27 protein-coding genes are annotated in these 23,783 nt (G+C 60.2%); 16 read left to right on the top strand and 11 right to left on the bottom strand.

The genetic code is table 11. From position 1 onward, the window contains the following. Positions 1-156: 156 nt before the first annotated feature. From gbcB to FHL07_RS08305, 3 genes are all read left to right on the top strand, one after another. A complete protein-coding gene (gbcB, locus tag FHL07_RS08315) occupies positions 157-1,257 on the top strand; it encodes a glycine-betaine demethylase subunit GbcB (protein ID WP_095020470.1) in 1,101 nt (366 codons plus the stop codon). A 145-nt stretch (positions 1,258-1,402) separates the two neighbouring features. Then, on the top strand, positions 1,403-1,627 hold the full coding sequence (locus tag FHL07_RS08310; protein WP_138738365.1) for a hypothetical protein: 225 nt from the start codon (positions 1,403-1,405) through the stop codon (positions 1,625-1,627). Next, entirely contained in the window at positions 1,624-1,926 is a 303-nt protein-coding gene (locus FHL07_RS08305; protein ID WP_094999834.1) for a cell division protein ZapA, read from the top strand. Before FHL07_RS08310 ends, FHL07_RS08305 begins: the two co-directional genes overlap by 4 nt. A gap of 133 nt (positions 1,927-2,059) precedes the next feature. On the opposite strand, the gene FHL07_RS08300 is transcribed toward FHL07_RS08305, so the two are convergent. Further along, positions 2,060-3,100: a threonine aldolase family protein gene (locus tag FHL07_RS08300; protein WP_094999835.1), complete on the bottom strand. Its 1,041-nt coding sequence runs from the start codon at positions 3,098-3,100 to the stop codon at positions 2,060-2,062. Positions 3,101-3,448: 348 nt separating this feature from the next. Between FHL07_RS08300 and glyA the strand changes: the two genes are divergently transcribed. The 7 genes from glyA to fdhA all read left to right on the top strand — a co-directional run bounded on the left by glyA (position 3,449) and on the right by fdhA (position 12,251). After that, entirely contained in the window at positions 3,449-4,702 is a 1,254-nt protein-coding gene (gene glyA / locus FHL07_RS08295; RefSeq protein WP_094999837.1) for a serine hydroxymethyltransferase, read from the top strand. Between the two features lie 22 nt (positions 4,703-4,724). Further along, entirely contained in the window at positions 4,725-5,975 is a 1,251-nt protein-coding gene (locus tag FHL07_RS08290; protein WP_016782563.1) for a sarcosine oxidase subunit beta family protein, read from the top strand. 14 nt (positions 5,976-5,989) lie between these two features. Next, positions 5,990-6,322: a sarcosine oxidase subunit delta gene (locus FHL07_RS08285; protein WP_094999838.1), complete on the top strand. Its 333-nt coding sequence runs from the start codon at positions 5,990-5,992 to the stop codon at positions 6,320-6,322. Beyond that, positions 6,319-9,336: a sarcosine oxidase subunit alpha gene (locus FHL07_RS08280; protein ID WP_138738364.1), complete on the top strand. Its 3,018-nt coding sequence runs from the start codon at positions 6,319-6,321 to the stop codon at positions 9,334-9,336. The genes FHL07_RS08285 and FHL07_RS08280 overlap by 4 nt, the downstream gene beginning before the upstream one ends. Positions 9,337-9,348: 12 nt before the next feature. After that, a complete protein-coding gene (locus FHL07_RS08275) occupies positions 9,349-9,981 on the top strand; it encodes a sarcosine oxidase subunit gamma (RefSeq protein WP_138738363.1) in 633 nt (210 codons plus the stop codon). Between the two features lie 145 nt (positions 9,982-10,126). Next, positions 10,127-10,984 (top strand): formyltetrahydrofolate deformylase, encoded by an 858-nt coding sequence (gene purU, locus FHL07_RS08265; RefSeq protein WP_016782559.1) that lies wholly within the window; start codon positions 10,127-10,129, stop codon positions 10,982-10,984. Positions 10,985-11,051: 67 nt separating this feature from the next. Continuing rightward, the gene (fdhA, locus tag FHL07_RS08260; protein WP_094999840.1) at positions 11,052-12,251 is read left to right on the top strand and encodes a formaldehyde dehydrogenase, glutathione-independent; all 1,200 of its coding nucleotides are present in this window, start codon (positions 11,052-11,054) and stop codon (positions 12,249-12,251) included. Between the two features lie 119 nt (positions 12,252-12,370). Here fdhA and FHL07_RS08255 read toward each other — a convergent pair whose 3' ends face one another. Both FHL07_RS08255 and FHL07_RS08250 read right to left on the bottom strand, forming a co-directional pair. Then, complete coding sequence (locus FHL07_RS08255) at positions 12,371-13,045, bottom strand: anti-sigma factor (RefSeq protein ID WP_095019602.1); 675 nt, start codon at positions 13,043-13,045, stop codon at positions 12,371-12,373. Then, a complete protein-coding gene (locus tag FHL07_RS08250) occupies positions 13,042-13,674 on the bottom strand; it encodes a sigma-70 family RNA polymerase sigma factor (RefSeq protein ID WP_232527652.1) in 633 nt (210 codons plus the stop codon). Before FHL07_RS08250 ends, FHL07_RS08255 begins: the two co-directional genes overlap by 4 nt. A 182-nt stretch (positions 13,675-13,856) precedes the next feature. Between FHL07_RS08250 and FHL07_RS08245 the strand changes: the two genes are divergently transcribed. Continuing rightward, entirely contained in the window at positions 13,857-14,414 is a 558-nt protein-coding gene (locus FHL07_RS08245; RefSeq protein WP_094999842.1) for a DUF2780 domain-containing protein, read from the top strand. A gap of 3 nt (positions 14,415-14,417) precedes the next feature. Here FHL07_RS08245 and FHL07_RS08240 read toward each other — a convergent pair whose 3' ends face one another. Beyond that, a complete protein-coding gene (locus tag FHL07_RS08240) occupies positions 14,418-15,305 on the bottom strand; it encodes an acyltransferase (protein ID WP_138738362.1) in 888 nt (295 codons plus the stop codon). A 163-nt stretch (positions 15,306-15,468) separates the two neighbouring features. On the opposite strand from FHL07_RS08240, the gene rloA2 reads away from it, so the two are divergent. Continuing rightward, complete coding sequence (rloA2, locus tag FHL07_RS08235) at positions 15,469-15,969, top strand: retropepsin-like aspartic peptidase RloA2 (RefSeq protein WP_095019604.1); 501 nt, start codon at positions 15,469-15,471, stop codon at positions 15,967-15,969. A 122-nt stretch (positions 15,970-16,091) separates the two neighbouring features. Here the strand turns inward: rloA2 and mtgA are convergent, their stop codons facing one another. Further along, a complete protein-coding gene (mtgA, locus tag FHL07_RS08230; protein ID WP_370688633.1) occupies positions 16,092-16,847 on the bottom strand; it encodes a monofunctional biosynthetic peptidoglycan transglycosylase in 756 nt (251 codons plus the stop codon). A gap of 45 nt (positions 16,848-16,892) precedes the next feature. On the opposite strand from mtgA, the gene FHL07_RS08225 reads away from it, so the two are divergent. The 4 genes from FHL07_RS08225 (at position 16,893) to trmB (ending at position 19,131) form a co-directional block, all read left to right on the top strand. Continuing rightward, complete coding sequence (locus FHL07_RS08225) at positions 16,893-17,264, top strand: DUF423 domain-containing protein (protein WP_094999845.1); 372 nt, start codon at positions 16,893-16,895, stop codon at positions 17,262-17,264. Positions 17,265-17,344: 80 nt separating this feature from the next. Beyond that, complete coding sequence (thiS, locus tag FHL07_RS08220) at positions 17,345-17,545, top strand: sulfur carrier protein ThiS (RefSeq protein ID WP_016782550.1); 201 nt, start codon at positions 17,345-17,347, stop codon at positions 17,543-17,545. Positions 17,546-17,604: 59 nt separating this feature from the next. After that, a complete protein-coding gene (locus FHL07_RS08215) occupies positions 17,605-18,399 on the top strand; it encodes a thiazole synthase (RefSeq protein ID WP_019828053.1) in 795 nt (264 codons plus the stop codon). Positions 18,400-18,408: 9 nt separating this feature from the next. Next, the gene (gene trmB / locus FHL07_RS08210) at positions 18,409-19,131 is read left to right on the top strand and encodes a tRNA (guanosine(46)-N7)-methyltransferase TrmB (RefSeq protein WP_094999846.1); all 723 of its coding nucleotides are present in this window, start codon (positions 18,409-18,411) and stop codon (positions 19,129-19,131) included. A gap of 164 nt (positions 19,132-19,295) precedes the next feature. Here trmB and FHL07_RS08200 read toward each other — a convergent pair whose 3' ends face one another. From FHL07_RS08200 to metX, 6 genes are read right to left on the bottom strand one after another with little or no spacing between them, the layout of a single operon-like run. Next, positions 19,296-19,619 (bottom strand): DUF3392 domain-containing protein, encoded by a 324-nt coding sequence (locus FHL07_RS08200; RefSeq protein WP_016782547.1) that lies wholly within the window; start codon positions 19,617-19,619, stop codon positions 19,296-19,298. A 9-nt stretch (positions 19,620-19,628) separates the two neighbouring features. Then, entirely contained in the window at positions 19,629-20,843 is a 1,215-nt protein-coding gene (gene hemW, locus FHL07_RS08195) for a radical SAM family heme chaperone HemW (protein WP_094999847.1), read from the bottom strand. Further along, on the bottom strand, positions 20,840-21,436 hold the full coding sequence (rdgB, locus tag FHL07_RS08190; protein WP_138738360.1) for an RdgB/HAM1 family non-canonical purine NTP pyrophosphatase: 597 nt from the start codon (positions 21,434-21,436) through the stop codon (positions 20,840-20,842). The genes hemW and rdgB overlap by 4 nt, the downstream gene beginning before the upstream one ends. Further along, the gene (locus FHL07_RS08185) at positions 21,433-21,870 is read right to left on the bottom strand and encodes a DUF4426 domain-containing protein (RefSeq protein WP_094999849.1); all 438 of its coding nucleotides are present in this window, start codon (positions 21,868-21,870) and stop codon (positions 21,433-21,435) included. The genes rdgB and FHL07_RS08185 overlap by 4 nt, the downstream gene beginning before the upstream one ends. Positions 21,871-21,896: 26 nt before the next feature. Continuing rightward, positions 21,897-22,517, bottom strand: coding sequence for a methionine biosynthesis protein MetW (gene metW / locus FHL07_RS08180; RefSeq protein WP_016782543.1), 621 nt, complete (start codon positions 22,515-22,517; stop codon positions 21,897-21,899). Between the two features lie 7 nt (positions 22,518-22,524). After that, entirely contained in the window at positions 22,525-23,664 is a 1,140-nt protein-coding gene (metX, locus tag FHL07_RS08175) for a homoserine O-succinyltransferase MetX (protein ID WP_094999850.1), read from the bottom strand. Positions 23,665-23,783 lie beyond the last annotated feature (119 nt).

Here is a 23,783-nt window from a genome sequence, read left to right as displayed (position 1 = left end):
ACGGGCGACATGGCCCAATCTGTTCCCGACGCTGAAGGTGCTGTTTTCAGGGGCTGGTCGCGATAAGTATGTGGATGTCGCGAATGGATAAATGGCCGCTTCGGGGCATGCGCAGAATCGCCAGCAAGAGGCCGGCTGTCGGCCGTGGAGAAGCGCATGTCCAATAGCTTTCTGAACCCGGTAACCACCCAGACCTGGGCCAATGGCCGACACATCGTGCGATGCGTCAAAGTGATTCAGGAAACCTGGGATGTGCGCACCTTCTGTTTTATGGCCGACCAGCCGATCCTGTTCTTTTTCAAACCGGGGCAATTCGTGACCCTGGAGCTGGAAATCGACGGTGACCCGGTGATGCGCTCGTACACTATTTCCAGCTCACCCTCGGTGCCGTACAGCTTTTCGGTGACCATCAAGCGGGTGCCCGGTGGCCGGGTCTCCAACTGGCTGCACGACACCTTGAGCGAAGGCCAGGAACTGGCCGTGCACGGGCCGGTGGGACTGTTTAACGCCATCGACGCGCCGAGCCCCAAAGTGCTCTATCTGAGCGGCGGTGTCGGTATAACCCCGGTAATGTCGATGGCACGCTGGTTTTACGACACCAACGCCAATGTCGACATGGTGTTTATCCACAGCGCCCGCTCGCCCAAGGACATTATTTATCACCGCGAGCTGGAGCATATGGCCTCGCGTATCGACAACTTCAGCCTGCACCTGATCTGCGAGAAGCACGGGCTGGGTGAACCCTGGGCCGGGTATCGCGGTTATCTGAACCATAAGATGCTCGACCTGATGGCCCCCGACTTCATGGAGCGCGAGGTGTTTTGCTGCGGGCCGACGCCTTACATGAACGCGGTCAAGCGCCTGCTGGAAAGCAACGGTTTTGACATGAGCCGTTACCACGAAGAATCCTTTGGCGCGACGCCGCCTGAAGTGCGGGCTGAAGCGGTAGAACAGGCCGAGCAGGCGGCAGATGCACCGGAGCCGGACCTGGCGGATTTGAACCAGGTGGAATTCACCGCGTCCGGCAAGAGCATTCGTGTGGGACCGGCCGAGACCGTGCATGCGGCAGCGGCCAAACTCGGACTGATGATCCCCAAGGCTTGCGGCATGGGCATTTGCGGGACATGCAAGGTGTTGAAACTGGGGGGGGAGGTGGACATGGAGCACAACGGCGGCATTACCGACGAAGATGTGGCCGAGGGTTATATCCTGTCGTGCTGCAGCGTACCGAAAGGGGATGTGCGGATTGAGTTTTGACGGGCTTTCGTGGCTCCAGAACCCTGGCAGGGAACAAAGGTTGCAAACCACAGTCTTTAGGGGTCTGAAAGCAAGGTTGCCGCTAGCTTAGCCGCTGACTTTTCTTTATCGTACGCGCCCTTCGAAACTGCTTGAGAACATCACCATGATTGAGTCATCCCTTAGCAAACTGGAACAACTGGTCAGCGACCTGGTACAGCAAAAACAAGAACTGCTGGATGCCAACGAGCAACTGAGCACCGAACTGGCCCAGGCCCGTGACGAGAACGAAAGCCTGCAACTGACCCTGATGGAACAGGAAGAAAAGCAAGGCGCGACCGCAGCCCGCATCCAGGCACTGGTTGAGCGCGCGAGCCCTGTCAGCGCATGAGCCTTGACAGAGACGGAGTAAATGTCGTCTCGATTTTGGGTAACGACTACACGATCAAGGCGCCGGAGGGGGAGCAGAAAACCCTGATGGCGGCCACGGTCATGTTGAAAGCCGCCCTGGCCGAAACGAAAAGAAAGTACCCGAGCCTGATCGGGGACAAGCTGCTGGTGCTGGCAGCACTGAATCTGTGTTCAAAGCAGATTGAGTTGCAACTGAGCCACAAACAGGAACTCGACCGTTATCAAGAGCAAGTCAGCGCCACGGTCGATGTGATTGAGCGAACCCTGGGGCAATCCTGAGTATTCGTAAATCAGTCACCCTCTGTAGGAGCGGGCTTGCCCGCGATGGCATCAGCGCAGTCGTTCAGACTAACCGCGTTGCCTGAGTCGCGAGCAAGCCCGCTCCCACAGTGTTATTGATGTTACGTGCGCTTTAAGCGGACATCACTTCGCGAATATCCGCCGCAAGTTCCCGCACCCGTGCTTCCTCGGTATCCCACGAGCACATGAAGCGTGCCCCGCCCTTGCCGATAAAGGTATAGAAGCGCCAGCCCCTGGCGGTCAGTGCCGCTACGGCCGGTTCCGACAGTTGCAGGAACACGCCATTGGCTTCCACCGGAAACATCAGCTCGACCCCCGGGATGTCACTCACCAGCTGACTCAACAACTGCGCGCAGTGGTTGGCATGGCGCGAGTGTTTGAGCCAGGCGTCGTTTTCCAGCAGGCCCACCCACGGCGCCGATAAAAAACGCATTTTCGAAGCCAGTTGCCCGGCCTGTTTGCAGCGGTAGTCAAAATCCACTGACAAGGCATGGTCGAAAAACAGAATCGCCTCGCCCACCGCCATACCGTTCTTGGTGCCGCCAAAGCACAGCACATCCACCCCGGCTTTCCAGCTCAGTTCGGCGGGCGTGCAGCCCAGAAATGCGCAGGCATTGGAGAACCGCGCGCCGTCCATGTGCAACAACAGGCCCAACTCCTTGCAGGTGTCGCTGATCGCGCGGATTTCTTCAGGGCGGTACACGCTGCCGACTTCAGTGGCCTGGGTGATGGTGACCACCCGCGGTTTTGGATAGTGGATATCTTTGCGCTTGAGGGCGATCTCGCGGATTGACTCGGGGGTGATCTTGCCGTTTTCAGTGCGGGCGATCAGCAGCTTGGAGCCGTTGGAAAAAAATTCCGGAGCGCCACATTCGTCCGTCTCGACGTGGGCGGTCTCGGAGCAGATCACGCTGTGAAAGCTCTGGCACAGGGACGACAGCGCCAGGGAGTTGGCCGCCGTGCCGTTAAAGGCGAAATACACTTCGCAGTCGGTTTCGAACAGTTTGCGAAAATCGTTCGAGGCGCGCAGCGTCCATTCGTCGTCGCCGTAAGAGCGCTGGTGGCCGTGGTTGGCTTTTTCCATGGCGGACCAGACTTCAGGGCAGATACCGGAGTAGTTGTCGCTGGCGAATTGTTGGCTCTTGTCAGTCATTTCCCGGTTCCATGGTCGAATAGTGTTGTGCACTTTATCCAAGAATCTGGCAGGTGCACAGGCGCGACTTAAAGTGCGGAAATGCCCTACAAAAGAATAACCCAAAGGCCTGTAACAAAATGTGGGAGCGGGCTTGCCCGCGATGGCATCTCCCGGTTTCGCCAGACAAACCTCGCAGCCAGTATCGCGAGCAAGCCCGCTCCCACAGAGTTATGGGAAACCATGTCGTAAACGCACCATTGCGTGGCGTCCATGGGCATTTGGTCTGCCTGCGCCAGCTCTACCATCTGGCTCAAAGGGCATTAGCCCCACCGAGACCAAAAGGCGCGCTGGCGCTGGGAGAACGCGATGTTCAGCAAGCAGGATCAGATCCAGGGTTACGATGACGCCTTGTTGGCGGCCATGAATGCTGAAGATCAGCGCCAGGAAGATCACATCGAACTGATCGCCTCCGAAAACTACACCAGCCAGCGGGTGATGGAAGCCCAGGGCAGCGGTCTGACCAACAAGTACGCCGAAGGCTACCCAGGCAAACGCTATTACGGCGGCTGCGAACATGTGGACAAAGTTGAGCAGTTGGCCATCGACCGCGCCAAACAGTTGTTCGGCGCCGATTACGCCAACGTGCAGCCGCATTCCGGCAGCCAGGCCAACGCAGCCGTCTACCTGGCATTGCTCAACGCCGGTGACACCGTGCTGGGCATGAGCCTGGCCCATGGCGGTCACTTGACCCATGGGGCCAGCGTCAGTTTTTCTGGCAAGCTGTACAACGCCGTGCAGTACGGCATCGACACCAGCACCGGCTTGATCGACTACGACGAAGTCGAGCGTCTGGCTGTTGAACATCAACCCAAAATGATCATTGCCGGGTTCTCGGCCTACTCAAAATTCCTCGACTTCCCACGCTTTCGTCAGATTGCAGACAAGGTGGGAGCCTACCTGTTTGTCGACATGGCCCACGTTGCCGGTCTGGTCGCTGCCGGGTTGTACCCCAACCCGCTGCCGTATGCCGATGTGGTGACCACCACCACCCACAAAACCCTGCGCGGCCCCCGTGGCGGCCTGATTCTGGCCAAGGCCAACGAAGCCCTGGAAAAGAAACTCAATTCGGCGGTGTTCCCCGGCGGTCAGGGCGGGCCCTTGATGCACGTGATCGCGGCCAAGGCAGTGTGCTTCAAGGAAGCGCTTGAACCGGGTTTCAAAACCTATCAAAAGCAGGTCATCGACAACGCCCAAGCCATGGCCGAGGTGTTTATCAAGCGTGGCTATGACGTGGTCTCGGGTGGTACCGACAATCATCTGTTCCTGCTCAGCCTGATCCGCCAGGGCCTGACCGGCAAGGACGCCGACGCCGCCCTGGGCCGCGCCCATATCACGGTCAACAAGAATGCCGTGCCTAACGACCCGCAATCACCGTTTGTGACCTCGGGCCTGCGTATCGGCACCCCGGCGGTGACCACCCGTGGTTTCAAAGTGGCGCAATGCACGGAGCTGGCAGGCTGGATCTGCGACGTTCTCGATCACCTCGGCGATGCCGATATCGAGGCCGATGTGGCCCGCCAGGTGACTTCGCTGTGCCAAGACTTCCCGGTTTATCGCTGAGCGCGTTTTTGGAGTAGATCCTATGCAACGGTATTCAGGCTTCGGCCTCTTCAAGCACTCCCTCAGCCACCACGAAAACTGGCAGAAGATGTGGCGCACGCCGACCCCGAAAAAGGTCTATGACGTGGTCATCGTCGGCGGCGGCGGCCATGGTCTGGCAACTGCTTACTATCTGGCCAAGGAACACGGCATCACCAACGTGGCCGTGGTTGAAAAAGGCTGGTTGGGTGGCGGCAACACGGCACGCAACACCACCATCGTGCGCTCCAACTATTTGTGGGACGAGTCGGCGCACCTGTACGAACACGCGATGAAGCTATGGGAAGGTTTGTCCCAGGACTTGAACTACAACGTGATGTTCTCCCAGCGCGGCGTCTATAACCTGTGCCACACCCTGCAGGACATGCGTGACTCCGAGCGTCGGGTCAGCGCCAACCGCCTCAATGGTGTGGACGGTGAACTGCTCAACGGCAAACAAGTAGCGGACGAGATTCCCTACCTCGATTGCTCGAAGAACACCCGCTACCCGATCATCGGCGCCACCGTACAACGGCGTGGCGGCGTGGCCCGCCATGATGCCGTGGCCTGGGGCTTTGCCCGTGCCGCCGATGCTCTGGGCGTAGACCTGATCCAGCAAACCGAAGTGCTCGGCTTTCGCAAGGAAAACGGCGTGTGCATCGGCGTCGAAACCAGCAAGGGCTTTATCGGCGCCAAGCGCGTCGGTGTGGTCACGGCTGGCAACTCGGGGCATATGGCGCGTCAGGCCGGCTTTCGCCTGCCGATCGAATCCCACCCGCTGCAAGCGCTGGTGTCGGAGCCGATCAAGCCGATTATCGACAGCGTGATCATGTCCAACGCCGTACACGGCTATATCAGCCAGTCCGACAAGGGCGACCTGGTGATCGGCGCGGGTATCGACGGCTGGGTCGGCTACGGCCAGCGCGGTTCGTACCCGGTGATCGAGCACACGATCCAGGCGATTGTGGAAATGTTCCCTGTGTTGTCCCGCGTGCGCATGAACCGTCAGTGGGGCGGCATCGTCGACACCACACCCGACGCCTGCCCGATCATCTCGAAAACCCCGGTGCCCAATCTGTTCTTTAACTGCGGCTGGGGCACGGGTGGATTCAAGGCCACGCCGGGTTCGGGCAACGTGTTTGCTGCCAGCCTGGCCAAGGGCGAGATGCACCCGCTGGCCGCGCCGTTTTCCATTGACCGGTTCCACACCGGTGCCCTGATCGACGAACACGGCGCTGCCGCTGTCGCCCACTAACAGGAGAAATACCCATGTTGCATATCTTCTGTCCCCATTGCGGCGAGCTTCGCTCCGAAGAGGAATTCCACGCCAGCGGCCAGGCGCATATCCCGCGCCCGCTCGACCCTGGCAGTTGCACCGACGCAGAATGGGGCGACTACCTGTTCTTTCGCGACAACCCCCGTGGCCTGCACCACGAACTGTGGAACCACGTCGCCGGTTGCCGGCAGTTTTTCAATGCCACGCGCAATACCGTGACCTACGAAATTCTTGAAACCTACCTGATCGGCAGCAAGCCGCAGTTCACTGAGCAGGCAGTACCTGCGGCCACCACGGCCACCCGCGAGCTGGGAGAAAAAGTATGAGCCAGACCCATCGCTTGCCCAATGGCGGCCGCGTTGACCGCACCAAGGTGCTGAGCTTCACATTCAACGGTCAACAATACAAAGGCTACGAGGGCGACAGCCTGGCGGCCGCTTTGCTGGCCAACGGCGTTGACGTGATTGGCCGCAGTTTCAAATATTCCCGGCCCCGAGGCATTTACGCCGCCGGTGCTGAAGAGCCCAACGCGGTGTTGCAGATCGGTGCCACCGAGGCCACGCAAATCCCCAACGTGCGCGCCACGCAGCAGGCTTTGTACCAGGGCCTGGTGGCCACCAGCACCAACGGCTGGCCCAACGTCAACAATGATGTGATGGGCATCCTCGGCAAGGTCGGCGGCAAGCTGATGCCGCCGGGCTTTTACTACAAAACTTTTATGTACCCGCAGTCGTTCTGGATGACTTACGAGAAGTACATCCGCAAAGCCGCAGGCCTGGGTCGCTCGCCGACCCAGAACGATCACGACACCTACGACTATATGAACCACCACTGCGACGTGCTGATTGTCGGCGCAGGCCCTGCAGGTCTGGCCGCGGCACTGGCAGCAGCGCGCAGCGGTGCGCGGGTGATCATCGCCGATGAACAGGAAGAATTCGGCGGCAGCCTGCTCGACAGCCGCGAAAGCCTGGACGGCAAACCGGCCATGGAGTGGGTGGCCAAGGTGATCGCCGAACTCAAGACGCTACCCGACGTGATCCTGTTGCCCCGCGCGACGGTGAACGGCTATCACGACCACAACTTCCTGACTATTCACGAACGTATCACCGACCACCTCGGCGATCGCGCCCCTATCGGTCAGGTACGCCAGCGTATTCACCGGGTCCGGGCCAAGCGCGTGGTATTGGCCACCGGTGCCTGCGAGCGGCCGTTGGTGTACGGTAACAACGACGTACCGGGCAATATGCTCGCCGGAGCCGTGTCCACCTATGTGCGCCGCTATGGCGTGGCACCGGGCAAAAAACTGGTGCTCAGTACCAACAACGATCATGCCTACCGCGTAGCCCTGGACTGGCTCGACGCCGGCCAGCAAGTGGTTGCTGTTGCCGATGCACGCAGCAACCCCCGTGGTGCGCTGGTCGAAGAAGCTCGGGCCAAAGGCATTCGCATCCTCACCGGGAGTGCGGTGATCGAAGCCCGTGGCAGCAAGCATGTAACGGGTGCACGAGTGGCGGCGATCGACGTCAAGGCTCTCAGCGTTGCCAGCCCCGGCGAGTGGCTGGAGTGCGATTTGCTGGCCACTTCGGGCGGCTACAGCCCGGTAGTTCACTTGGCCTCGCACCTGGGCGGCAAGCCGACCTGGCGTGAAGATATTCTCGGTTTCGTCCCCGGCGAAGCACCGCAAAAGCGCGTATGTGTGGGCGGTATCAATGGTGTCTACCCGCTGGGCGACAGCCTGGCCGATGGTTTTGAGGGCGGCGCACGTGCGGCCAGCGAAGCCGGTTTCAAGGCCGTGGAAGGGGTGTTGCCCAAAGCCCTGAATCAGCTTCAGGAACCGACCCTGGCGCTGTTCCATGTGCCCCACGAAAAAGGTACGGCGCGGGCACCGAAGCAATTTGTCGACCTGCAAAACGACGTCACTGCTGCGGCCATCGAACTGGCGACCCGTGAAGGGTTCGAGTCGGTTGAGCACGTCAAACGCTATACCGCGCTGGGCTTCGGCACGGATCAAGGCAAGTTGGGCAACGTCAACGGCCTGGCCATTGCCGCCCGCTCGCTGAACGTGACCATCCCGCAGATGGGCACCACCATGTTCCGCCCCAACTACACGCCGGTGACCTTCGGCGCGGTGGCGGGGCGCCATTGCGGGCATATTTTCGAGCCGGTGCGCTACACCGCGCTGCAAGCCTGGCACGTCAAGCAAGGCGCTGAATTTGAAGACGTCGGCCAGTGGAAACGGCCGTGGTACTTCCCGCGTAACGGCGAAGACATGCATGCAGCGGTCAAGCGCGAATGCAAAGCGGTGCGTGACAGCGTCGGCATTCTCGATGCCTCTACCCTGGGCAAGATCGACATTCAGGGCCCGGATGCCCGCGAGTTTCTCAACCGTATCTACACCAATGCCTGGACCAAACTTGATGTGGGCAAGGCCCGCTACGGGCTGATGTGCAAGGAAGACGGCATGGTCTTCGACGACGGCGTGACGGCCTGCCTGGCCGACAATCATTTCGTCATGACCACCACTACCGGCGGCGCGGCCCGTGTGTTGCAGTGGCTGGAAATTTACCAGCAGACCGAATGGCCCGAATTGAAGGTCTACTTCACCTCGGTCACCGACCACTACGCGACCCTGACCTTGTCCGGCCCCAATAGCCGCAAGTTGCTGAGCGAAGTGACCGACATTGATCTGGATCGCGAGGCGTTCCCGTTCATGACCTGGAAAGAAGGCCTGGTGGGCGGTGTGCCGGCGCGGGTGTTCCGTATCTCGTTTACCGGCGAGCTGTCCTACGAGGTCAATATCCAGGCTGACTACGCCATGGGCGTGCTGGAAAAAATCGTCGAGGCGGGCAAGCAGTACAACCTCACCCCTTATGGCACCGAGACCATGCACGTGTTGCGGGCCGAGAAGGGCTTCATCATCGTTGGTCAGGACACTGACGGTTCCATGACCCCCGACGACCTGAACATGGGCTGGTGCGTGGGCCGCACCAAACCATTCTCGTGGATCGGCTGGCGCGGCATGAACCGTGAAGACTGCGTACGTGACCAGCGCAAGCAACTGGTGGGGCTCAAGCCCATCAACCCGACCCAATGGCTGCCCGAAGGCGCGCAACTGGTGTTCGATGCCAAGCAGTCGATCCCGATGACCATGGTCGGCCACGTGACGTCGAGTTATGCCCACAACTCACTGGGTTATTCATTTGCCATGGGTGTGGTCAAGGGCGGCTTGAAGCGTATCGGCGAACGGGTGTTCTCGCCCCAGGTCGACGGCAGCGTGATCGAGGCTGAAATTGTGTCTTCGGTGTTCTTCGACCCGAAAGGCGACCGGCAGAATATTTGAATGGGTGATCTCATGACCACAGCCAACGTATACCAACAGCGCCCGGAGTCGGGCGCCAAAGCCGAATCCTCGCTGCACCATGCCAGCCTGGCCGGCCTGATCGGCAAGGGCCGGAAAAACCCTGGCGTGACCGTACGCGAGAAAAAACTGCTGGGCCACCTGACCCTGCGCGGTGACGCCAAAGCCCCGGCCTTTGCCGAAGGCGTGCACAAGGCCCTGGGCCTGGAACTGCCCGTGGCCCTGAGCCTGGTGGCCAACGCTGATACCTCGCTGCAATGGATGGGGCCGGATGAGTGGCTGCTGATCGTCCCCGGTGGCCAGGAGTTCGCCGTGGAGCAAGCCCTGCGGGCGGCGCTGGCGGGGCTGCATATTTCGGTGGTCAACGTCAGTGGCGGGCAGCAGTTGCTGGAGCTTAGCGGGCCGAAGGTGCGCGAGGTGCTGATGAAGTCCACCAGTTATGACGTACACCCCGACAATTTCCCGGTGGGCAAGGCGGTGGGCACGGTCTTCGCCAAGTCGCAGCTGGTGATTCGTCATACCGGCGAAGACACCTGGGAACTGCTGATCCGCCGCAGTTTTTCGGATTACTGGTGGTTATGGTTGCAGGATGCGGCGGCTGAATACGGGTTGAGCGTGGAGGCGTAAACCCGCCTGCTGTCCCCTGTGGGAGCGGGCTTGCTCGCGATGGCAGCCCCTCGGTCAACCGGATGCACCGAGTTGTTTGCATCGCGGGCAAGCCCGCTCCCACACCTGTACGTGCGCATTCCAACAACAACCAAGGACTCCCGCCATGAGCCGCGCCCCCGACACCTGGATCCTGACCGCCGACTGCCCGAGCCTGCTGGGCACCGTCGACGCGGTGACGCGTTATCTGTTTGAGCACCGCTGCTACGTCACCGAACACCATTCCTTCGACGATCAGCGTTCGGCGCGTTTTTTTATCCGCGTTGAGTTCCGCCAGCCCGACGGCTTCGATGAACATGAATTTCGCGCCGGCCTGGCCGAGCGCGGCCAGGCCTTTGGCATGACGTTCGAACTGACGCCGCCACACCATCGGCCCAAAGTGCTGATTATGGTGTCCAAGGCTGACCACTGCCTCAACGACCTGCTCTATCGCCAGCGCATTGGCCAGTTGTCGATGGACGTGGTGGCCGTGGTCTCCAATCACCCCGATCTGGAGCCTCTGGCGCAGTGGCACGGCATCCCCTACCACCACTTCGCCCTCGACCCGGCCAACAAGCCCGCGCAGGAGGCCAAGGTTTGGCAGGTGATCGAAGACACCGGCGCCGAGCTGGTGATCCTCGCCCGCTATATGCAAGTGCTGTCCCCCGAGCTGTGTCGCAAGCTCGACGGCAAGGCGATCAACATTCACCACTCCCTGCTGCCCGGCTTCAAGGGCGCCAAGCCCTATCATCAGGCCTACGAGAAGGGCGTCAAACTGGTCGGTGCTACCGCCCATTACATCAACAACGACCTCGACGAAGGCCCGATCATTGCCCAGGGCGTCGAGGTGGTAGACCACAGCCACTACCCCGAAGACCTGATCGCCAAGGGCCGTGACATCGAAGCGCAAACCCTGGCGCGAGGCGTGGGCTATCACATTGAGCGGCGCGTTTTCCTAAATGGAGGTCGTACCGTGGTGCTGTGAGCCCGCGCCACCTTCTAAGCTGCAAGCAGAAAGTTAATCCCGCCAATAACAACTAAGGGTGAATACGATGGCTGACAATCGCGGTGTGGTGTACCTGGGCAACGGCCAGGTTGAAGTGCAAAGCATTCCTTTCCCCAAGATGCAGAACCCTCAGGGCAAGCCCATCCACCACGGCGTAATCCTGCGGGTAGTGTCGACCAATATCTGCGGCTCCGACCAGCATATGGTGCGTGGCCGCACCACGGCGCAAACCGGGCTGGTGCTGGGTCATGAGATCACCGGCGAGGTGATCGAGGCCGGGCGTGATGTGGAACACCTGAAAGTCGGCGACCTGGTTTCGGTGCCGTTCAACGTGGCGTGCGGCCGCTGCCGCAGCTGCAAGGAACAGAACACCGGCGTGTGCCTGACCGTCAACCCGGCCCGTCCCGGCGGCGCATATGGTTACGTGGACATGGGCGACTGGGTTGGCGGTCAGGCTGAATATGTATTGGTGCCTTACGCCGATTTCAACCTGCTCAAGCTGCCGAATCGCGATGCGGCGATGGAAAAAATCCGCGACCTGACCTGCCTCTCCGACATCCTGCCCACCGGCTATCACGGCGCCGTCACTGCAGGTGTTGGCCCTGGCAGCACGGTGTATATCGCCGGTGCTGGCCCGGTGGGGCTGGCGGCTGCGGCTTCGGCGCGCTTGCTGGGTGCGGCGGTGGTGATTGTCGGTGATGTTAATCCGATTCGTCTGGCCCACGCCAAGGCGCAGGGGTTTGAAATTGCCGACCTGTCCAAAGATACGCCCCTGCACGAACAGATCGCCGAACTGCTGGGCGAGCCGGAAGTGGATTGTGCGGTGGATGCAGTGGGTTTTGAAGCTCGCGGGCACGGCCATGACGGGGTCAAGCATGAAGCACCGGCCACGGTGCTCAACTCGCTGATGGGCGTGGTGCGGGTGGCGGGCAAGATCGGCATTCCGGGCCTGTATGTGACCGAAGACCCGGGTGCGGTAGACGCGGCGGCGAAGAAGGGCAGCCTGAGCATCCGCTTCGGGTTGGGCTGGGCCAAGTCCCACAGCTTCCACACCGGGCAGACGCCAGTGATGAAATACAACCGCCAGCTGATGCAGGCGATCATGTGGGACCGAATCAAGATCGCTGACATCGTAGGTGTTGAAGTGATCAGCCTGGACGACGCGCCGCGGGGCTATGGCGAGTTCGATGCCGGTGTGCCGAAGAAGTTCGTGATCGACCCGCACCGGATGTTCAGCAAGGCATAAACACCAGCGCCAACCCTGTGGGAGCGGGCTTGCCCGCGATTGCAGCACCTCGGTTATTGAGATGTACCGAGTTGTCTGCATCGCGAGCAAGCCCGCTCCCACAACTGCGTGGATTGTTTTTACAGGCTGGCCAGCGGCCCCTGATACAGCACGGGGCCCGTCGGCTGACCGGTTGGCGAGCCGCCTTGCGGTTCCAGGCTCACGGCGAGCACCACCGGCACCCTGATGAGTTGCTGCTGACTTTGGCTAAGGGTTATGCGGCCATCGCCATCGCGGGGGATCAGTCCAAGGGACACCGGTTTGCCTTCAACCGGTATCGCCCACAGTTCCAGGCTGCTGCCCCCATCCACCGCCGACAGCTCCAGCGGTTTTACTTTCAGATAATCGCTGTGGGCCTCGATGCTCAGGCCGGGCTGCGCAGTGCCGCTGAGCAGGGTGGCTTTGTATTGCACGCTGTCGCGATTGTAGAGCAGGCCGGCAGTCACGACGATCAGCAATGAGCAGGCAAGTGCACTCAAACGCAGCCAGTTCCAGAACGGACGCTTTGCCGGCACATGCAGGGTTTGCGGCTCGATACGGGCCACGATGGCCCGCCACACGCGATCCGGTACGGGTTGCTCGATCAGTGGCTCGGTCAGCAGGTTGAGGTGTTCCAGCCAGCGGGCCAGTTCGGCGCGCAGGAGCGCGTCGCCCTGCAGCAGGTGCTCAAAACGCCTGCGGGCCGTGGGCGGCATCAGCCCGATGGCGTAATCGGCGGTCAGCGCACGGCGTAACTCGGGTGTTTGATAGTTCATGATTCGAGGCACCTGCGCAGTCGCTGCATACCCCGGCGAATCCAGGATTTGACCGAACCGAGGGGTGCAGCCAGTTGCTGTGCCAGCTCGCTGGCGCTCAGCCCATGGAAGTAAGCGCTGGTGATGCTCTGGAGTTGCATGCCTTCGAGTTGTTCCAGGCACTGGTTGAGGGCGCAGGCTTCACGGGCGCTGCCCAGTTGGTCGAGGGCGCTGGGACTGTCATCGGCCACGTTGTCTTGCTGCTGGTCACTCAAGGGCAATTCACGGTGTTTGCGCAACTGGTCGATGGCCTGGTTGCGGGTGATGGTGATCATCCAGGTCAGCGGTGCCGACAAATGGGCTTCGTAACGTGAGGCGCTGTGCCAGATACGCACAAAACTTTCCTGCACCACATCCTCTGCCAGGTCGCGTCGGCCCATGCAGCGCAAGGCCACGCTGTACAAGCGCGGGGCCACGCTGCGGTAGAGGGTTTCAAAGGCGCGTCGATTACCCAATGAACATTGGGCCAACAGCTTTTCAAGGTAATCGGTATTGGCGGTTAAAATAGCTGTTCTCCCCTCAAAAAAAGCCAGGACTTCAGACCAGTTGTCGGTTGAGGGTAGTTCAGGGTATAGGGTTGTTCCAATCATGTGAGTTACCTCGCTGCTCTGTATACGCAGGCAAGGGCTCAGCGGATGCACTCGTTTTCAATTAAGATTACAGACCGTTTGACCCGATAGTGGCACTTGGGAACATCTGCCCGGTTTTTGGGTCTTACCCATAGTTTTACCGCTCCCTGGCGGGCGGCTTTTTGGTTCTAGAGGTTGAAGCGATGAAAAAGTTGAGCGGCGTGGCACTGGCAACATTGATGACCGTGGCAGCGAGCCCGGTGTTCGCAGGTTTCAGCCTGAGCGACGTAGCCAACGTGGCCGCGCAGGTTCAGGGTGGCAACGGTAATGGCGCCACCACGGACAAATCGGCCCAGGCCGTGCAGATGCTGACCAAGGTCAACGAGCTGGGCGTCAAGCCTGAGCAGGCAGCGGGCGGTATTGGCGCGATGTTGAGCCTGGCGAAAAACCAGCTGACCTCCAGCGACTACTCCGAACTGACTCAGCAAGTGCCGGGCGTGAACAAGCTGGCTGGCGCCGGTGCCCTGGGTCAGTTGAGCCAGTTGGGCGGCCTGCTGGGCAAATCCAGCGGTGTTTCCGAGACCGCGACCAGCGCTGTCAGCAACGTGGCCAACACTGACCAGCTGAACGCCGCATTCACGGCGCTGGGCATGCAGGACGGTATGGTTGCCAAGTTTGCTCCGGTACTGCTGGACTACTTCAAGGGCCAGAACGTCAGCACTTCGCTGCTGAGCAAGCTGGGCAGCGCCTGGGGCGTTTAAAGGCTAGCCGCGCTCGGCACGCAAGGTGCTGATACGCTGGACTTTCAGGGTCCAGAGCTGGTTGACCCAGCTCTGGACCTGCTCACGAAACACCGGGTCGTTTTCGTAATCCCCCTGCCACAATGCCGGATCCAGTTCGCGGGTCTGTATATCGACAATCACCTTGGGCACCTGCCCGCTGATCAACTGCCAAAAGCCCGGAATCTTTGCCTGTGGATACACCACAGTCACGTCGAGCACGGCATCCAGCTGTTCGCCCATCGCCGCCAGCACAAACGCCACCCCGCCTGCCTTGGGCTTGAGCAGCCAGGTATAGGGTGAATGTTGTTGCGCGTGTTTGGCCGGGGTAAAGCGCGTGCCCTCGAGGTAATTGACGATCGTCACCGGCTGGCGCTTGAACAGTTCGCAGGCAGCCCGGGTGATCTTCAGGTCTTCGCCTTTGAGCTGCGGATGTTTGGCCAGAAAGGCCTTGGAATAGCGCTTCATGAACGGGTAGTCGAGCGCCCACCATGCCAGGCCCAGAAAGGGGACCCAGATCAGTTCTTTTTTCAGGAAGAATTTGAAGAATGGCGTGCGCCGGTTCAGGCCCTGCATTAACGCGGGGATATCGACCCACGACTGGTGGTTGCTGATCACCAGATACGAGGTATCGCGGCTCAGACCTTCGGCGCCGCGAATATCCCATTGGGTGGGCAGGCACAGGGCAAAAATGCGTTTGTCGATTTCGGACCAGGTTTCGGCAATCCACATCACCGCCCGCGAATTGTAATCGCGCAGGCGCCCCGACGATGCCAGTTTGAGCAGGGCAAACAGCATCAACGGCCCGAACAGGATCAGGGTGTTGCACAGCAACAGCAGGGTAACCAGACAGCCGGTGAGCAGGCGGCGCATAAGCAACTCTTGAACGTTTAAGGACTGGCCATGATAAGCAGACTGGCGTAGAACGCCAAATCCATGGACCTTGTGGGAGCGAGCCTGCTCGCTCCCACACACCCAGTGTGAACCTACTGTGGATAAGTGGTCTAACTCTTACTTTTTCAAAGGAAATGCCTGCATGAAGTCTGTTCTTGCGTTGCTGTCTGTATTGGCGCTGCCGGTGATGGCCGCCGAGCCGACCCTTTACGGGCGTTACGAGTACATCAAATTGCCGGAAATCGGCGAGACCCTTAAAGCCAAGATGGACACGGGTGCCTTGACCGCGTCGCTGTCGGCCAAAAATATCCAGACCTTTACCCGTGACGGTGAAGAGTGGGTGCGCTTCCAGCTGGCCACCGAAGGTGCCAGCAGCAAAGTGTATGAACATAAGGTGGCGCGCATCAGCAAGATCAAAAGCCGCGCCGATGAAGATGAAGACCGGGAAACCCCCGAAAGCGCCAAGCGCCCGGTGGTCGATCTGGAAATGTGCCTGGGTGATGTCAAACGCACGGTGGAGGTCAACCTCACCGACCGGAGCAGCTTCAACTACCCGCTGTTGATTGGCGCCAAGGCACTGCGTGAGTTTGGTGCGGCGGTAAACCCGGCGCGGCGCTATACAGCGGACAAACCGGATTGCTGAGTGAGTCCTTGGCCCTCACCCCAGCCGCTTGATCGGGGTTGACGCGGATTTTGAATTCGCTGGAGATCGGCCCCCTCTGCCTTTGGGAGAGGGCTGGGGTGAGGGGTATTCAGATTTTCAGGTTAGCCCGCCCAAGGCGCCTTGCGTGAGTTGTTCAGTGTGGTGAGATAGCTGTCGCCCCCCAACTGGCTCATCTGCTGACGAATCCACCCGGCGCGGCGGCTGACATAGGTGCTGGGGTGGCTTGCACTCCAGTTCAGCGGGCTGGGCAGCACGGCCGCCAGATAACTGGCCTGCTGGCGCGTAAGGTTTTTGGCACTCACGCCAAAGTGATGCTGCGCTGCGGCCTCGGCGCCGAACACGCCTTCATCCCACTCCGCACTATTGAGGTACACCTCAAGAATCCGCTGCTTGGGCCACAACACCTCGATCAACGCGGTAAACCAGGCTTCCAGGCCTTTGCGCAGCCAGCTGCGACCGGACCACAAAAACAGGTTCTTCGACACTTGCTGGCTCAGCGTACTGGCACCGCGCAGCGTTCCGCCTTGTTCGTTGTGGATCAGCGCAGCCCTGATCGCCCCGAAGTCAAAACCCCAGTGCTCGGGGAATTTCTGATCCTCACCTGCCATGACCGCAACTTTCAGTTCGTCGGATATTTCATCCCACGGCCGCCAACTGCGCTGCAGGTCAATCGGCTGGCCGTCAAGCCATGACTCGACCTTGCGTTCGACCATCAGCGCCGTGCCGGGAAGCGGCACCCAGCGAAAAACCAGCACCAGCAATGCGCTGCCCACTGCGAACCAGAGCAGGACCTTGAGAAAGCGATGAACAAGAAAACGCAGCATGGATGACTTGGCCGAACCCGTTGAGCGGGCCATTATACAGACCCTGCGCCATTCCATGATCCTGACTGGAGTAACCCCATGCTGCGCGTTTTTTTGATGCTGGCCGCATTCTTCGGCTTTACCGGTGTTGCTTTGGGTGCTTTCGCGGCCCATGGCCTTAAAGGCCGCCTGACTGAACAGTATCTGGCTATTTTTCATACAGGCGTGACCTACCAGTTGGTCCACACCCTGGCCCTGTTTGGCGTGGCCTTGCTGGCCACTCATCTGCCCGGGCGCCTGGTGACCTGGGCAGGTGTCTGTTTTGCTGTCGGCATTGTGCTGTTTTCCGGCAGCCTGTATGTGCTGACCATGACCGGCATCAGCAAGCTGGGGATCATCACGCCCTTCGGCGGCCTGGCATTTCTGGCCGGCTGGCTGTGTTTAGGGCTGGCCGCCTGGCGCCTGAGCTGAGCCTGCAAGATGAATGGCTTGGGTCGGCCTGACTGATCGGGCTAGAATGCTGGCCCCTTAAAATGAAGGCAGCGTCGCGCATGCTCATTCAGTTGAACGGTGAATCCTTTGAACTACCCGACGGCGAGACCGTCGCCGACTTGCTGGCCCGTCAGGAACTGACCGGCCGCAGGGTTGCGGTCGAGCTGAACCTGGACATTGTCCCGCGCAGCCAGCATGCCGAGACGGTACTCAAAGCCGGTGACCAGGTCGAAGTGGTGCATGCCATCGGTGGCGGCTAGGTTTTTGCCCTGCCCAACATGCTCGACCCGCAAGTGCACATAATTAAAGAGGATTCCCGATGAGCAACGTTCGCAGCGACAAGCCTTTTACCCTGGCCGGCCGTACTTACCAGTCGCGCCTGCTGGTGGGCACCGGCAAGTACCGTGACCTTGAAGAAACCCGCCTGGCCATTGAAGCCTCGGGTGCCGAGATCGTCACCGTCGCCGTACGCCGCACCAACATCGGTCAGAACCCGGGCGAGCCGAACCTGCTCGATGTGTTGCCGCCGGATCGCTACACCATCCTGCCCAACACTGCAGGCTGCTATGACGCGGTTGAAGCCGTACGTACCTGCCGCCTGGCCCGTGAACTGCTCGATGGCCACAAGCTGGTCAAGCTTGAAGTGCTGGCCGACCAGAAAACCCTGTTCCCCAACGTGATCGAAACCCTCAAGGCCGCCGAGATTCTGGTCAAGGACGGTTTCGACGTAATGGTGTACACCAGCGATGATCCGATCATTGCCCGCGAGCTGGAAGCCATGGGCTGTATTGCCGTGATGCCGCTGGCTGGCCTGATTGGCACCGGTCTGGGGATCTGCAATCCCTACAACCTGCGCATCATCCTTGAAGAAGCAAAAATTCCGGTACTGGTCGATGCGGGTGTGGGCACTGCCTCCGACGCGACCATCGCCATGGAAATGGGCTGCGAAGCGGTGCTGATGAACTCGGCCATCGCCAATGCCCAGCATCCGATCATCATGGCCGAAGCCATGAAACACGCCATTGTGGCGGGCCGCCTGGCGTACCTGGCCGGGCGCATGCCGAAAAAACTCTATGCCAGCGCCTCTTCGCCGCTGGATGGTCTGATCAAGTAAGAGCCACTGATGACTGAATCACTAGACACCCCAATCCCGGAAGAAGGCGACGATCGCCAACACCGTCGCATCAAGAGTTTTGTGATGCGCGCCGGGCGCATGACCGAAGGCCAGCAACGCGGCCTCGACCAAGGCACGCCGCTGTATGTACTGCCACTGGCTGACGCGCCGGTCGATTTCGACCAGGTATTCGGTCGCTCTGCGCCGCGCACCCTGGAAATCGGTTTTGGCATGGGCCATTCCCTGCTGGAAATGGCAGCGGCTTCGCCTGAGCAGGACTTTATCGGCGTAGAGGTTCACCGTCCGGGTGTGGGCGCGCTGCTTAACGGCGTGTTGACCCAGGGCCTGACCAACTTGCGGGTATACGATTGCGATGCAATCGAAGTCCTGACCCGTTGCGTGGCAGACAACAGCCTTGATCGCCTGCTGCTGTTCTTCCCGGACCCTTGGCACAAGAGCCGTCACCACAAGCGCCGGATCGTGCAAGCGTCCTTCGCCGAACTGGTGCGCTCCAAGCTCAAGGTTGGCGGCGTGTTGCACATGGCTACCGACTGGGAACCGTATGCTGAATACATGCTGGAAGTGATGAACGTCGCGCCTGGTTATCGCAACCTGGCTGAAGACGGCAAGTGCGTGCCACGTCCGCCTGAGCGCCCGGTGACCAAGTTCGAACGCCGCGGCGAACGTCTTGGGCACGGCGTGTGGGATTTGAAGTTCGAAAAACTGGCTTAAGCGGTTTTTCAATCACCGGCCCCACCCTGCTTTGGGGTCGGTGAAGTTCGTACGAAATCTGTGGGAGCGGGCTTGCTCGCGATGGCATCACAGCGGTGAATCAGATGCACCGCGTAGCCTGTATCGCGAGCAAGCCCGCTCCCACACGATATCCTGGGTGTTCTTCAGCGCCGATCCGCCACCACCCCGATCAATACCAGCACCACCAACAGCACCGGTGCCAGGCTGTAGTTGTTGAACTGGCTCAACCCGCGTTCGACCCAGGGCGTGGCGTAGATCAGGGCCGCACCGCTGCCGATCAGGCAAAGCAGGGCCATCAGCGGCACGCGCAGGGCGCCCGCAATGCTGCCCAGACGTTGTTCGACCCAGCCCTTGAAGTCGGCACCGAACAGCACCAGTACACAGCCAATCAAGGCCAGAGCGATCTCCGAGAGGTGACTGCGGCTCCAGCGCGATACGTTGGCAAGCAGGTCGAGTACCAAGTCCATTCGATTTCCTTAGGTCAAAAAGTGCTGCAACAGGTCATTGAGAAACAGCTGGCCCCGGGCAGTTGCCGCCAGGCGTGACGGTTCGACCTGCAATAAGCCACTTTGTTCGGCTGCTTTGCGTCCAGTGCTCAAGCTGTCCAGTGGTAACCCCGTGCGCTGAGGGTAGAGCGCCGAGTCAACGCCGTCGGTCAGGCGCAAGGCGTTCATTAGAAACTCAAATGGCAGCTCTTCTGCTGTAAGAGCTTTCTCTCCTGCTTGAAAGGATTTCGCTGGATTCAGGTAGTCCTTTGGCAGACGAGTTTTCCAGGTGCGCACGATACGGCCATCAGGATGGCTCAGTTTGCCGTGGGCGCCAGCGCCGATGCCGATAAAGTCGCCGAAACTCCAGTAATTGAGATTGTGCCGCGCCGGCCGGCCGGGCTGGGCGTAGGCCGACACTTCGTACTGGGTGTAGCCGTGCTCGGCGAGCAGCGCTTGACCGGCTTCCTGAATGTCCCACAGGGTGTCGTCTTCCGGCAGCACGGGGGGCTGGTTCCAGAACACCGTGTTGGGCTCCAGGGTCAGCTGATACCACGACAGATGCGTCGGCTTGAGCGCAATAGCCTGGCGCAGGTCGCTCAGGGCGTCCTCCAGGGACTGATCGGGCAAGCCGTGCATCAGGTCCAGGTTGAAGTTGTCAAAGCCCGCCAGTCGCGCCATTGAGGCTGCACGCACAGCTTCATCGCCGTTGTGGATGCGACCCAGGGCCTGCAGCTTCTCTTGCTGGAAGCTCTGGATACCGATCGACAGGCGATTGATGCCCAGCTTGCGGTAAGCCACGAACTTTTCCTGCTCGAATGTGCCCGGGTTGGCTTCCAGGGTGATTTCGATATCACTGGCAAACGGGATGCGCGCTTCAACGCCTTTTAGCAGGCGCCCCAGAGCGTGTGCGCTGAACAGGCTCGGTGTGCCGCCGCCGAAGAAGATCGAGCTGAGCTCGCGACCATAAACAGCGTGCAGGTCCTGATCGAGGTCGGCCAGCAGCGCGTCGACGTATTCGTCTTCGGGCAGCACCGGGCTGGCGGTGTGGGAGTTGAAGTCGCAATACGGGCATTTGCGCACGCACCACGGAATATGGATATACAGCGACAGAGGGGGCAATTGGCTCAGCGGCGCGCGCGGCGCCTGCTGGGTAAAGCCAGCCGCGCCCAGATAGAGCGGCTGTGGAGGTGTGTCGTGGGTCATTTCAGGCCCAAACGCTGACGCAGCAAAACCATGGCGCGCGCACGGTGGCTCAGCTGGTTTTTCTCCGTGGGGCTGAGTTCGGCGCTGGAGCAGTTGCGCTCCGGTACCCAGAACAGCGGGTCATAGCCGAAACCGTGTTCGCCGCTGGCTGCAGGCAGGATGCACCCGTGCCACAGGCCTTCACAGATGATCGGCAGCGGGTCGTCGGCGTGGCGTACCAGTGCCAGCACGCAGACAAACTGTGCACCGCGCTCTGCCTCGGGCACGTCTTTGAGGGCGTCGAGCAGCTTGGCGTTGTTGGCCGCGTCGCCTTTGCCGTCTGCATAACGTGCCGAATAAATGCCCGGCGCGCCGCCGAGAAAGTCCACGGCCAGCCCCGAGTCGTCGGCCAGTGCCGGCAAGCCCGAGAGGCGTGCGGCATTGCGGGCTTTAAGAATTGCGTTCTCAACAAACGACAAGCCGGTTTCTTCCGGCTCAACGCTGCTGAATTCTCCAATCGAGCGCAACTGCACCGACTCGCCGAGCATGGCCTGAAGTTCTTTGAGTTTGCCGGCGTTGTGGCTAGCCAGCACCAGTTGCGTGAGGTTCATCATTCGATTGGAGCGACCATTTGAGAAAATTGGATGGTTTCAGAGGTAGCGCCGCCTGCCTTCACATCCACTTTGAAGGTGAAGGTCTGCGGCCCGGCCACCGGGAACTGGGCCAGATAATTGATTTCGCCGTTCTTGCCCACCTGACGGAAGGTCAAGGGTATCGGCTTGGCATCGCCCGTCCGGACCGTGCCTTGAACGTTGGCGGCAATGTTCTTGCCGCCCTTGTTCAGGGTGATGTTGAGCACCGCATTGGTTTTGCTGCGGGTGACTTCAAATTCGTTGGCGATTTCCGGCGTCAGGAAAGTCGACGGGAACGCGTTGTAATACACCGTTGTGTCGCCAAACGTCTGTTGACGCTGGGCAGATGTGCCGTCACCGGCAAAAGCCTGCATGCCAAAACACATCGAAAGCAGTAGTAATCCAATACGACCCATTGTCACTCTCCGTAGAACTTGCTGGTTTAGACCGCGACCTGATGATCCTGAAGGCCGGGACTGCTGACACGATAAATGCCAATCTCGCCCAACAGGTTAGGCCATATCTTGCTCGCCCACCCGTGTCGGTGTTGTTGATCTACGGCAAGGCGGTTGATCACTTGTGCTTCGCGCTCGCGGCACAGCGCCTCGAAGTCTTCGAAAGTGCAGAAGTGAATGTTCGGCGTGTTGTACCAGGTGTAAGGCAGGAATTCGGAGACCGGCATCCGCCCCTTGCTGGCAAGGTACCAGCGGCAACGCCAGTGGCCGAAGTTCGGAAAGGTGATGATGCACTGGCGACCGACGCGCAGCATTTCATCGAGGATCCGGTCGGGGTAGTGCACGGCTTGCAGCGCCTGGGTCATGACCACGATATCAAAGCTGTTGCTGGCGAAGTTGCCCAGGCCCTTGTCGAGGTCCTGCTCGATGACGTTGATGCCCTTGGCCACACATTCGGCAATGTTGTCCGGGTCGTTTTCCAGGCCGTAACCGGTGACTTGCTTGTTGTCGCGCAGCCAGCTCAGCAGTTCGCCATCACCACAACCAAGGTCGAGCACGCGGCTGCCGGCGGGGATCCAGTCTTGGATGATTTCCAGGTCGGCTCTCATGGCGTTCTCACAGTTCTATGCGGTTCATGTAATTGCTGAAGGCTTGCAGGTAGCGCGGAATCGGGATCAGAAAGGCGTCATGGCCTTGCGGAGCGTCGATTTCCAGGTAGCAGACGTCTTTTTTCGCGGCCATCAATGCATCCACCAGCTCCCGCGAGCGGGCCGGCGAGAAGCGCCAGTCGGTGGTGAACGACATCACGCAGAAGCGTGCCTTGGCCCCGGCAAAAGTTTTGGCCAGGTCGTCGTCAAAGTTGGCCGCCGGGTCGAAGTAGTCCAGCGCCTTGGTCATCAACAGGTAAGTGTTGGCGTCGAAACGCCCGGAGAACTCTTCGCCCTGATAACGCAGGTAGCTCTCGACCTGGAACTCGACGCTGTGGAAGTCGTAGTTGAGGTTTTCGTTCTTCAGGCCACGGCCGAATTTTTCGCCCATCGAGTCATCGGACAGGTAGGTGATATGCCCGACCATGCGTGCCAGCATCAGGCCGCGCTTGGGAATCACGCCTTTTTCCTGGAACGAACCGCCGTGGAACTCGGGGTCGGTAAGGATGGCCTGACGAGCGACTTCGTTGAACGCGATATTTTGCGCGGACAATTTGGGCGCCGAGGCAATCGCCAGGCAATGGCGCAGGCGATCAGGGTAACTGATGCTCCACTGCAGCGCCTGCATGCCACCCAGGCTGCCGCCGATCACGGCAGCCCATTGGCTGATGCCCAGCCGGTCAGCCAGGCGAGCCTGACTGTGGACCCAATCTTCAACGGTCAACACCGGGAACTCGGCGCCAAACGGCCGGCCGGTTTCAGGGTTCATGCTGCTTGGGCCGGTAGAACCGTTGCAGCCGCCCAGGTTGTTGAGGCTGACGACGAAGAACTTGTTGGTGTCGATTGGCTTGCCGGGACCGATGCAACTGTCCCACCAGCCGGGCTTGCGATCATCGGCGCTGTGGTAGCCCGCCGCGTGATGGTGCCCTGACAGTGCGTGACAGATGAGTACGGCGTTGCTGGCCGAGGCATTGAGCTGGCCGTAGGTTTCGTAGATCAGATCATAGGCAGGCAGTGAGCGACCGCAGGCTAGCGCCAGGGGCTCGTTGAAGTGCGCTGTTTGCGGCACGACCAGACCAACGGAATCGGGGGGAAAGGCAGCTGGCATCGACCCTGCTCTCATTTAAATGAGGCGTAAGTCTAATGAGCGGGGGGCGTAGCAGCAAGCAATGGTCTGGGCTGATTTTATGACCTGTAGCCAAACTCTGTGGGAGCGGGCTTGCTCGC

The sequence above is a fragment of the Pseudomonas sp. FSL W7-0098 genome, assembly GCF_005930585.1.
Lineage (GTDB): Bacteria > Pseudomonadota > Gammaproteobacteria > Pseudomonadales > Pseudomonadaceae > Aquipseudomonas > Aquipseudomonas bubulae.
This window is presented reverse-complemented; position numbering and strand designations above follow the sequence as displayed.

What these genes read in the sequence shown, in the direction of transcription:
- gbcB (WP_095020470.1), top strand. Translation starts at nt 157, where the DNA reads ATGTCCAATAGCTTTCTGAACCCGGTAACCACCCAGACCTGGGCCAAT.
- FHL07_RS08310 (WP_138738365.1), top strand. Translation starts at nt 1,403, where the DNA reads ATGATTGAGTCATCCCTTAGCAAACTGGAACAACTGGTCAGCGACCTG.
- FHL07_RS08305 (WP_094999834.1), top strand. Translation starts at nt 1,624, where the DNA reads ATGAGCCTTGACAGAGACGGAGTAAATGTCGTCTCGATTTTGGGTAAC.
- FHL07_RS08300 (WP_094999835.1), bottom strand. Translation starts at nt 3,100, where the DNA reads ATGACTGACAAGAGCCAACAATTCGCCAGCGACAACTACTCCGGTATC.
- glyA (WP_094999837.1), top strand. Translation starts at nt 3,449, where the DNA reads ATGTTCAGCAAGCAGGATCAGATCCAGGGTTACGATGACGCCTTGTTG.
- FHL07_RS08290 (WP_016782563.1), top strand. Translation starts at nt 4,725, where the DNA reads ATGCAACGGTATTCAGGCTTCGGCCTCTTCAAGCACTCCCTCAGCCAC.
- FHL07_RS08285 (WP_094999838.1), top strand. Translation starts at nt 5,990, where the DNA reads ATGTTGCATATCTTCTGTCCCCATTGCGGCGAGCTTCGCTCCGAAGAG.
- FHL07_RS08280 (WP_138738364.1), top strand. Translation starts at nt 6,319, where the DNA reads ATGAGCCAGACCCATCGCTTGCCCAATGGCGGCCGCGTTGACCGCACC.
- FHL07_RS08275 (WP_138738363.1), top strand. Translation starts at nt 9,349, where the DNA reads ATGACCACAGCCAACGTATACCAACAGCGCCCGGAGTCGGGCGCCAAA.
- purU (WP_016782559.1), top strand. Translation starts at nt 10,127, where the DNA reads ATGAGCCGCGCCCCCGACACCTGGATCCTGACCGCCGACTGCCCGAGC.
- fdhA (WP_094999840.1), top strand. Translation starts at nt 11,052, where the DNA reads ATGGCTGACAATCGCGGTGTGGTGTACCTGGGCAACGGCCAGGTTGAA.
- FHL07_RS08255 (WP_095019602.1), bottom strand. Translation starts at nt 13,045, where the DNA reads ATGAACTATCAAACACCCGAGTTACGCCGTGCGCTGACCGCCGATTAC.
- FHL07_RS08250 (WP_232527652.1), bottom strand. Translation starts at nt 13,674, where the DNA reads ATGATTGGAACAACCCTATACCCTGAACTACCCTCAACCGACAACTGG.
- FHL07_RS08245 (WP_094999842.1), top strand. Translation starts at nt 13,857, where the DNA reads ATGAAAAAGTTGAGCGGCGTGGCACTGGCAACATTGATGACCGTGGCA.
- FHL07_RS08240 (WP_138738362.1), bottom strand. Translation starts at nt 15,305, where the DNA reads ATGCGCCGCCTGCTCACCGGCTGTCTGGTTACCCTGCTGTTGCTGTGC.
- rloA2 (WP_095019604.1), top strand. Translation starts at nt 15,469, where the DNA reads ATGAAGTCTGTTCTTGCGTTGCTGTCTGTATTGGCGCTGCCGGTGATG.
- mtgA (WP_370688633.1), bottom strand. Translation starts at nt 16,847, where the DNA reads ATGGCCCGCTCAACGGGTTCGGCCAAGTCATCCATGCTGCGTTTTCTT.
- FHL07_RS08225 (WP_094999845.1), top strand. Translation starts at nt 16,893, where the DNA reads ATGCTGCGCGTTTTTTTGATGCTGGCCGCATTCTTCGGCTTTACCGGT.
- thiS (WP_016782550.1), top strand. Translation starts at nt 17,345, where the DNA reads ATGCTCATTCAGTTGAACGGTGAATCCTTTGAACTACCCGACGGCGAG.
- FHL07_RS08215 (WP_019828053.1), top strand. Translation starts at nt 17,605, where the DNA reads ATGAGCAACGTTCGCAGCGACAAGCCTTTTACCCTGGCCGGCCGTACT.
- trmB (WP_094999846.1), top strand. Translation starts at nt 18,409, where the DNA reads ATGACTGAATCACTAGACACCCCAATCCCGGAAGAAGGCGACGATCGC.
- FHL07_RS08200 (WP_016782547.1), bottom strand. Translation starts at nt 19,619, where the DNA reads ATGGACTTGGTACTCGACCTGCTTGCCAACGTATCGCGCTGGAGCCGC.
- hemW (WP_094999847.1), bottom strand. Translation starts at nt 20,843, where the DNA reads ATGACCCACGACACACCTCCACAGCCGCTCTATCTGGGCGCGGCTGGC.
- rdgB (WP_138738360.1), bottom strand. Translation starts at nt 21,436, where the DNA reads ATGATGAACCTCACGCAACTGGTGCTGGCTAGCCACAACGCCGGCAAA.
- FHL07_RS08185 (WP_094999849.1), bottom strand. Translation starts at nt 21,870, where the DNA reads ATGGGTCGTATTGGATTACTACTGCTTTCGATGTGTTTTGGCATGCAG.
- metW (WP_016782543.1), bottom strand. Translation starts at nt 22,517, where the DNA reads ATGAGAGCCGACCTGGAAATCATCCAAGACTGGATCCCCGCCGGCAGC.
- metX (WP_094999850.1), bottom strand. Translation starts at nt 23,664, where the DNA reads ATGCCAGCTGCCTTTCCCCCCGATTCCGTTGGTCTGGTCGTGCCGCAA.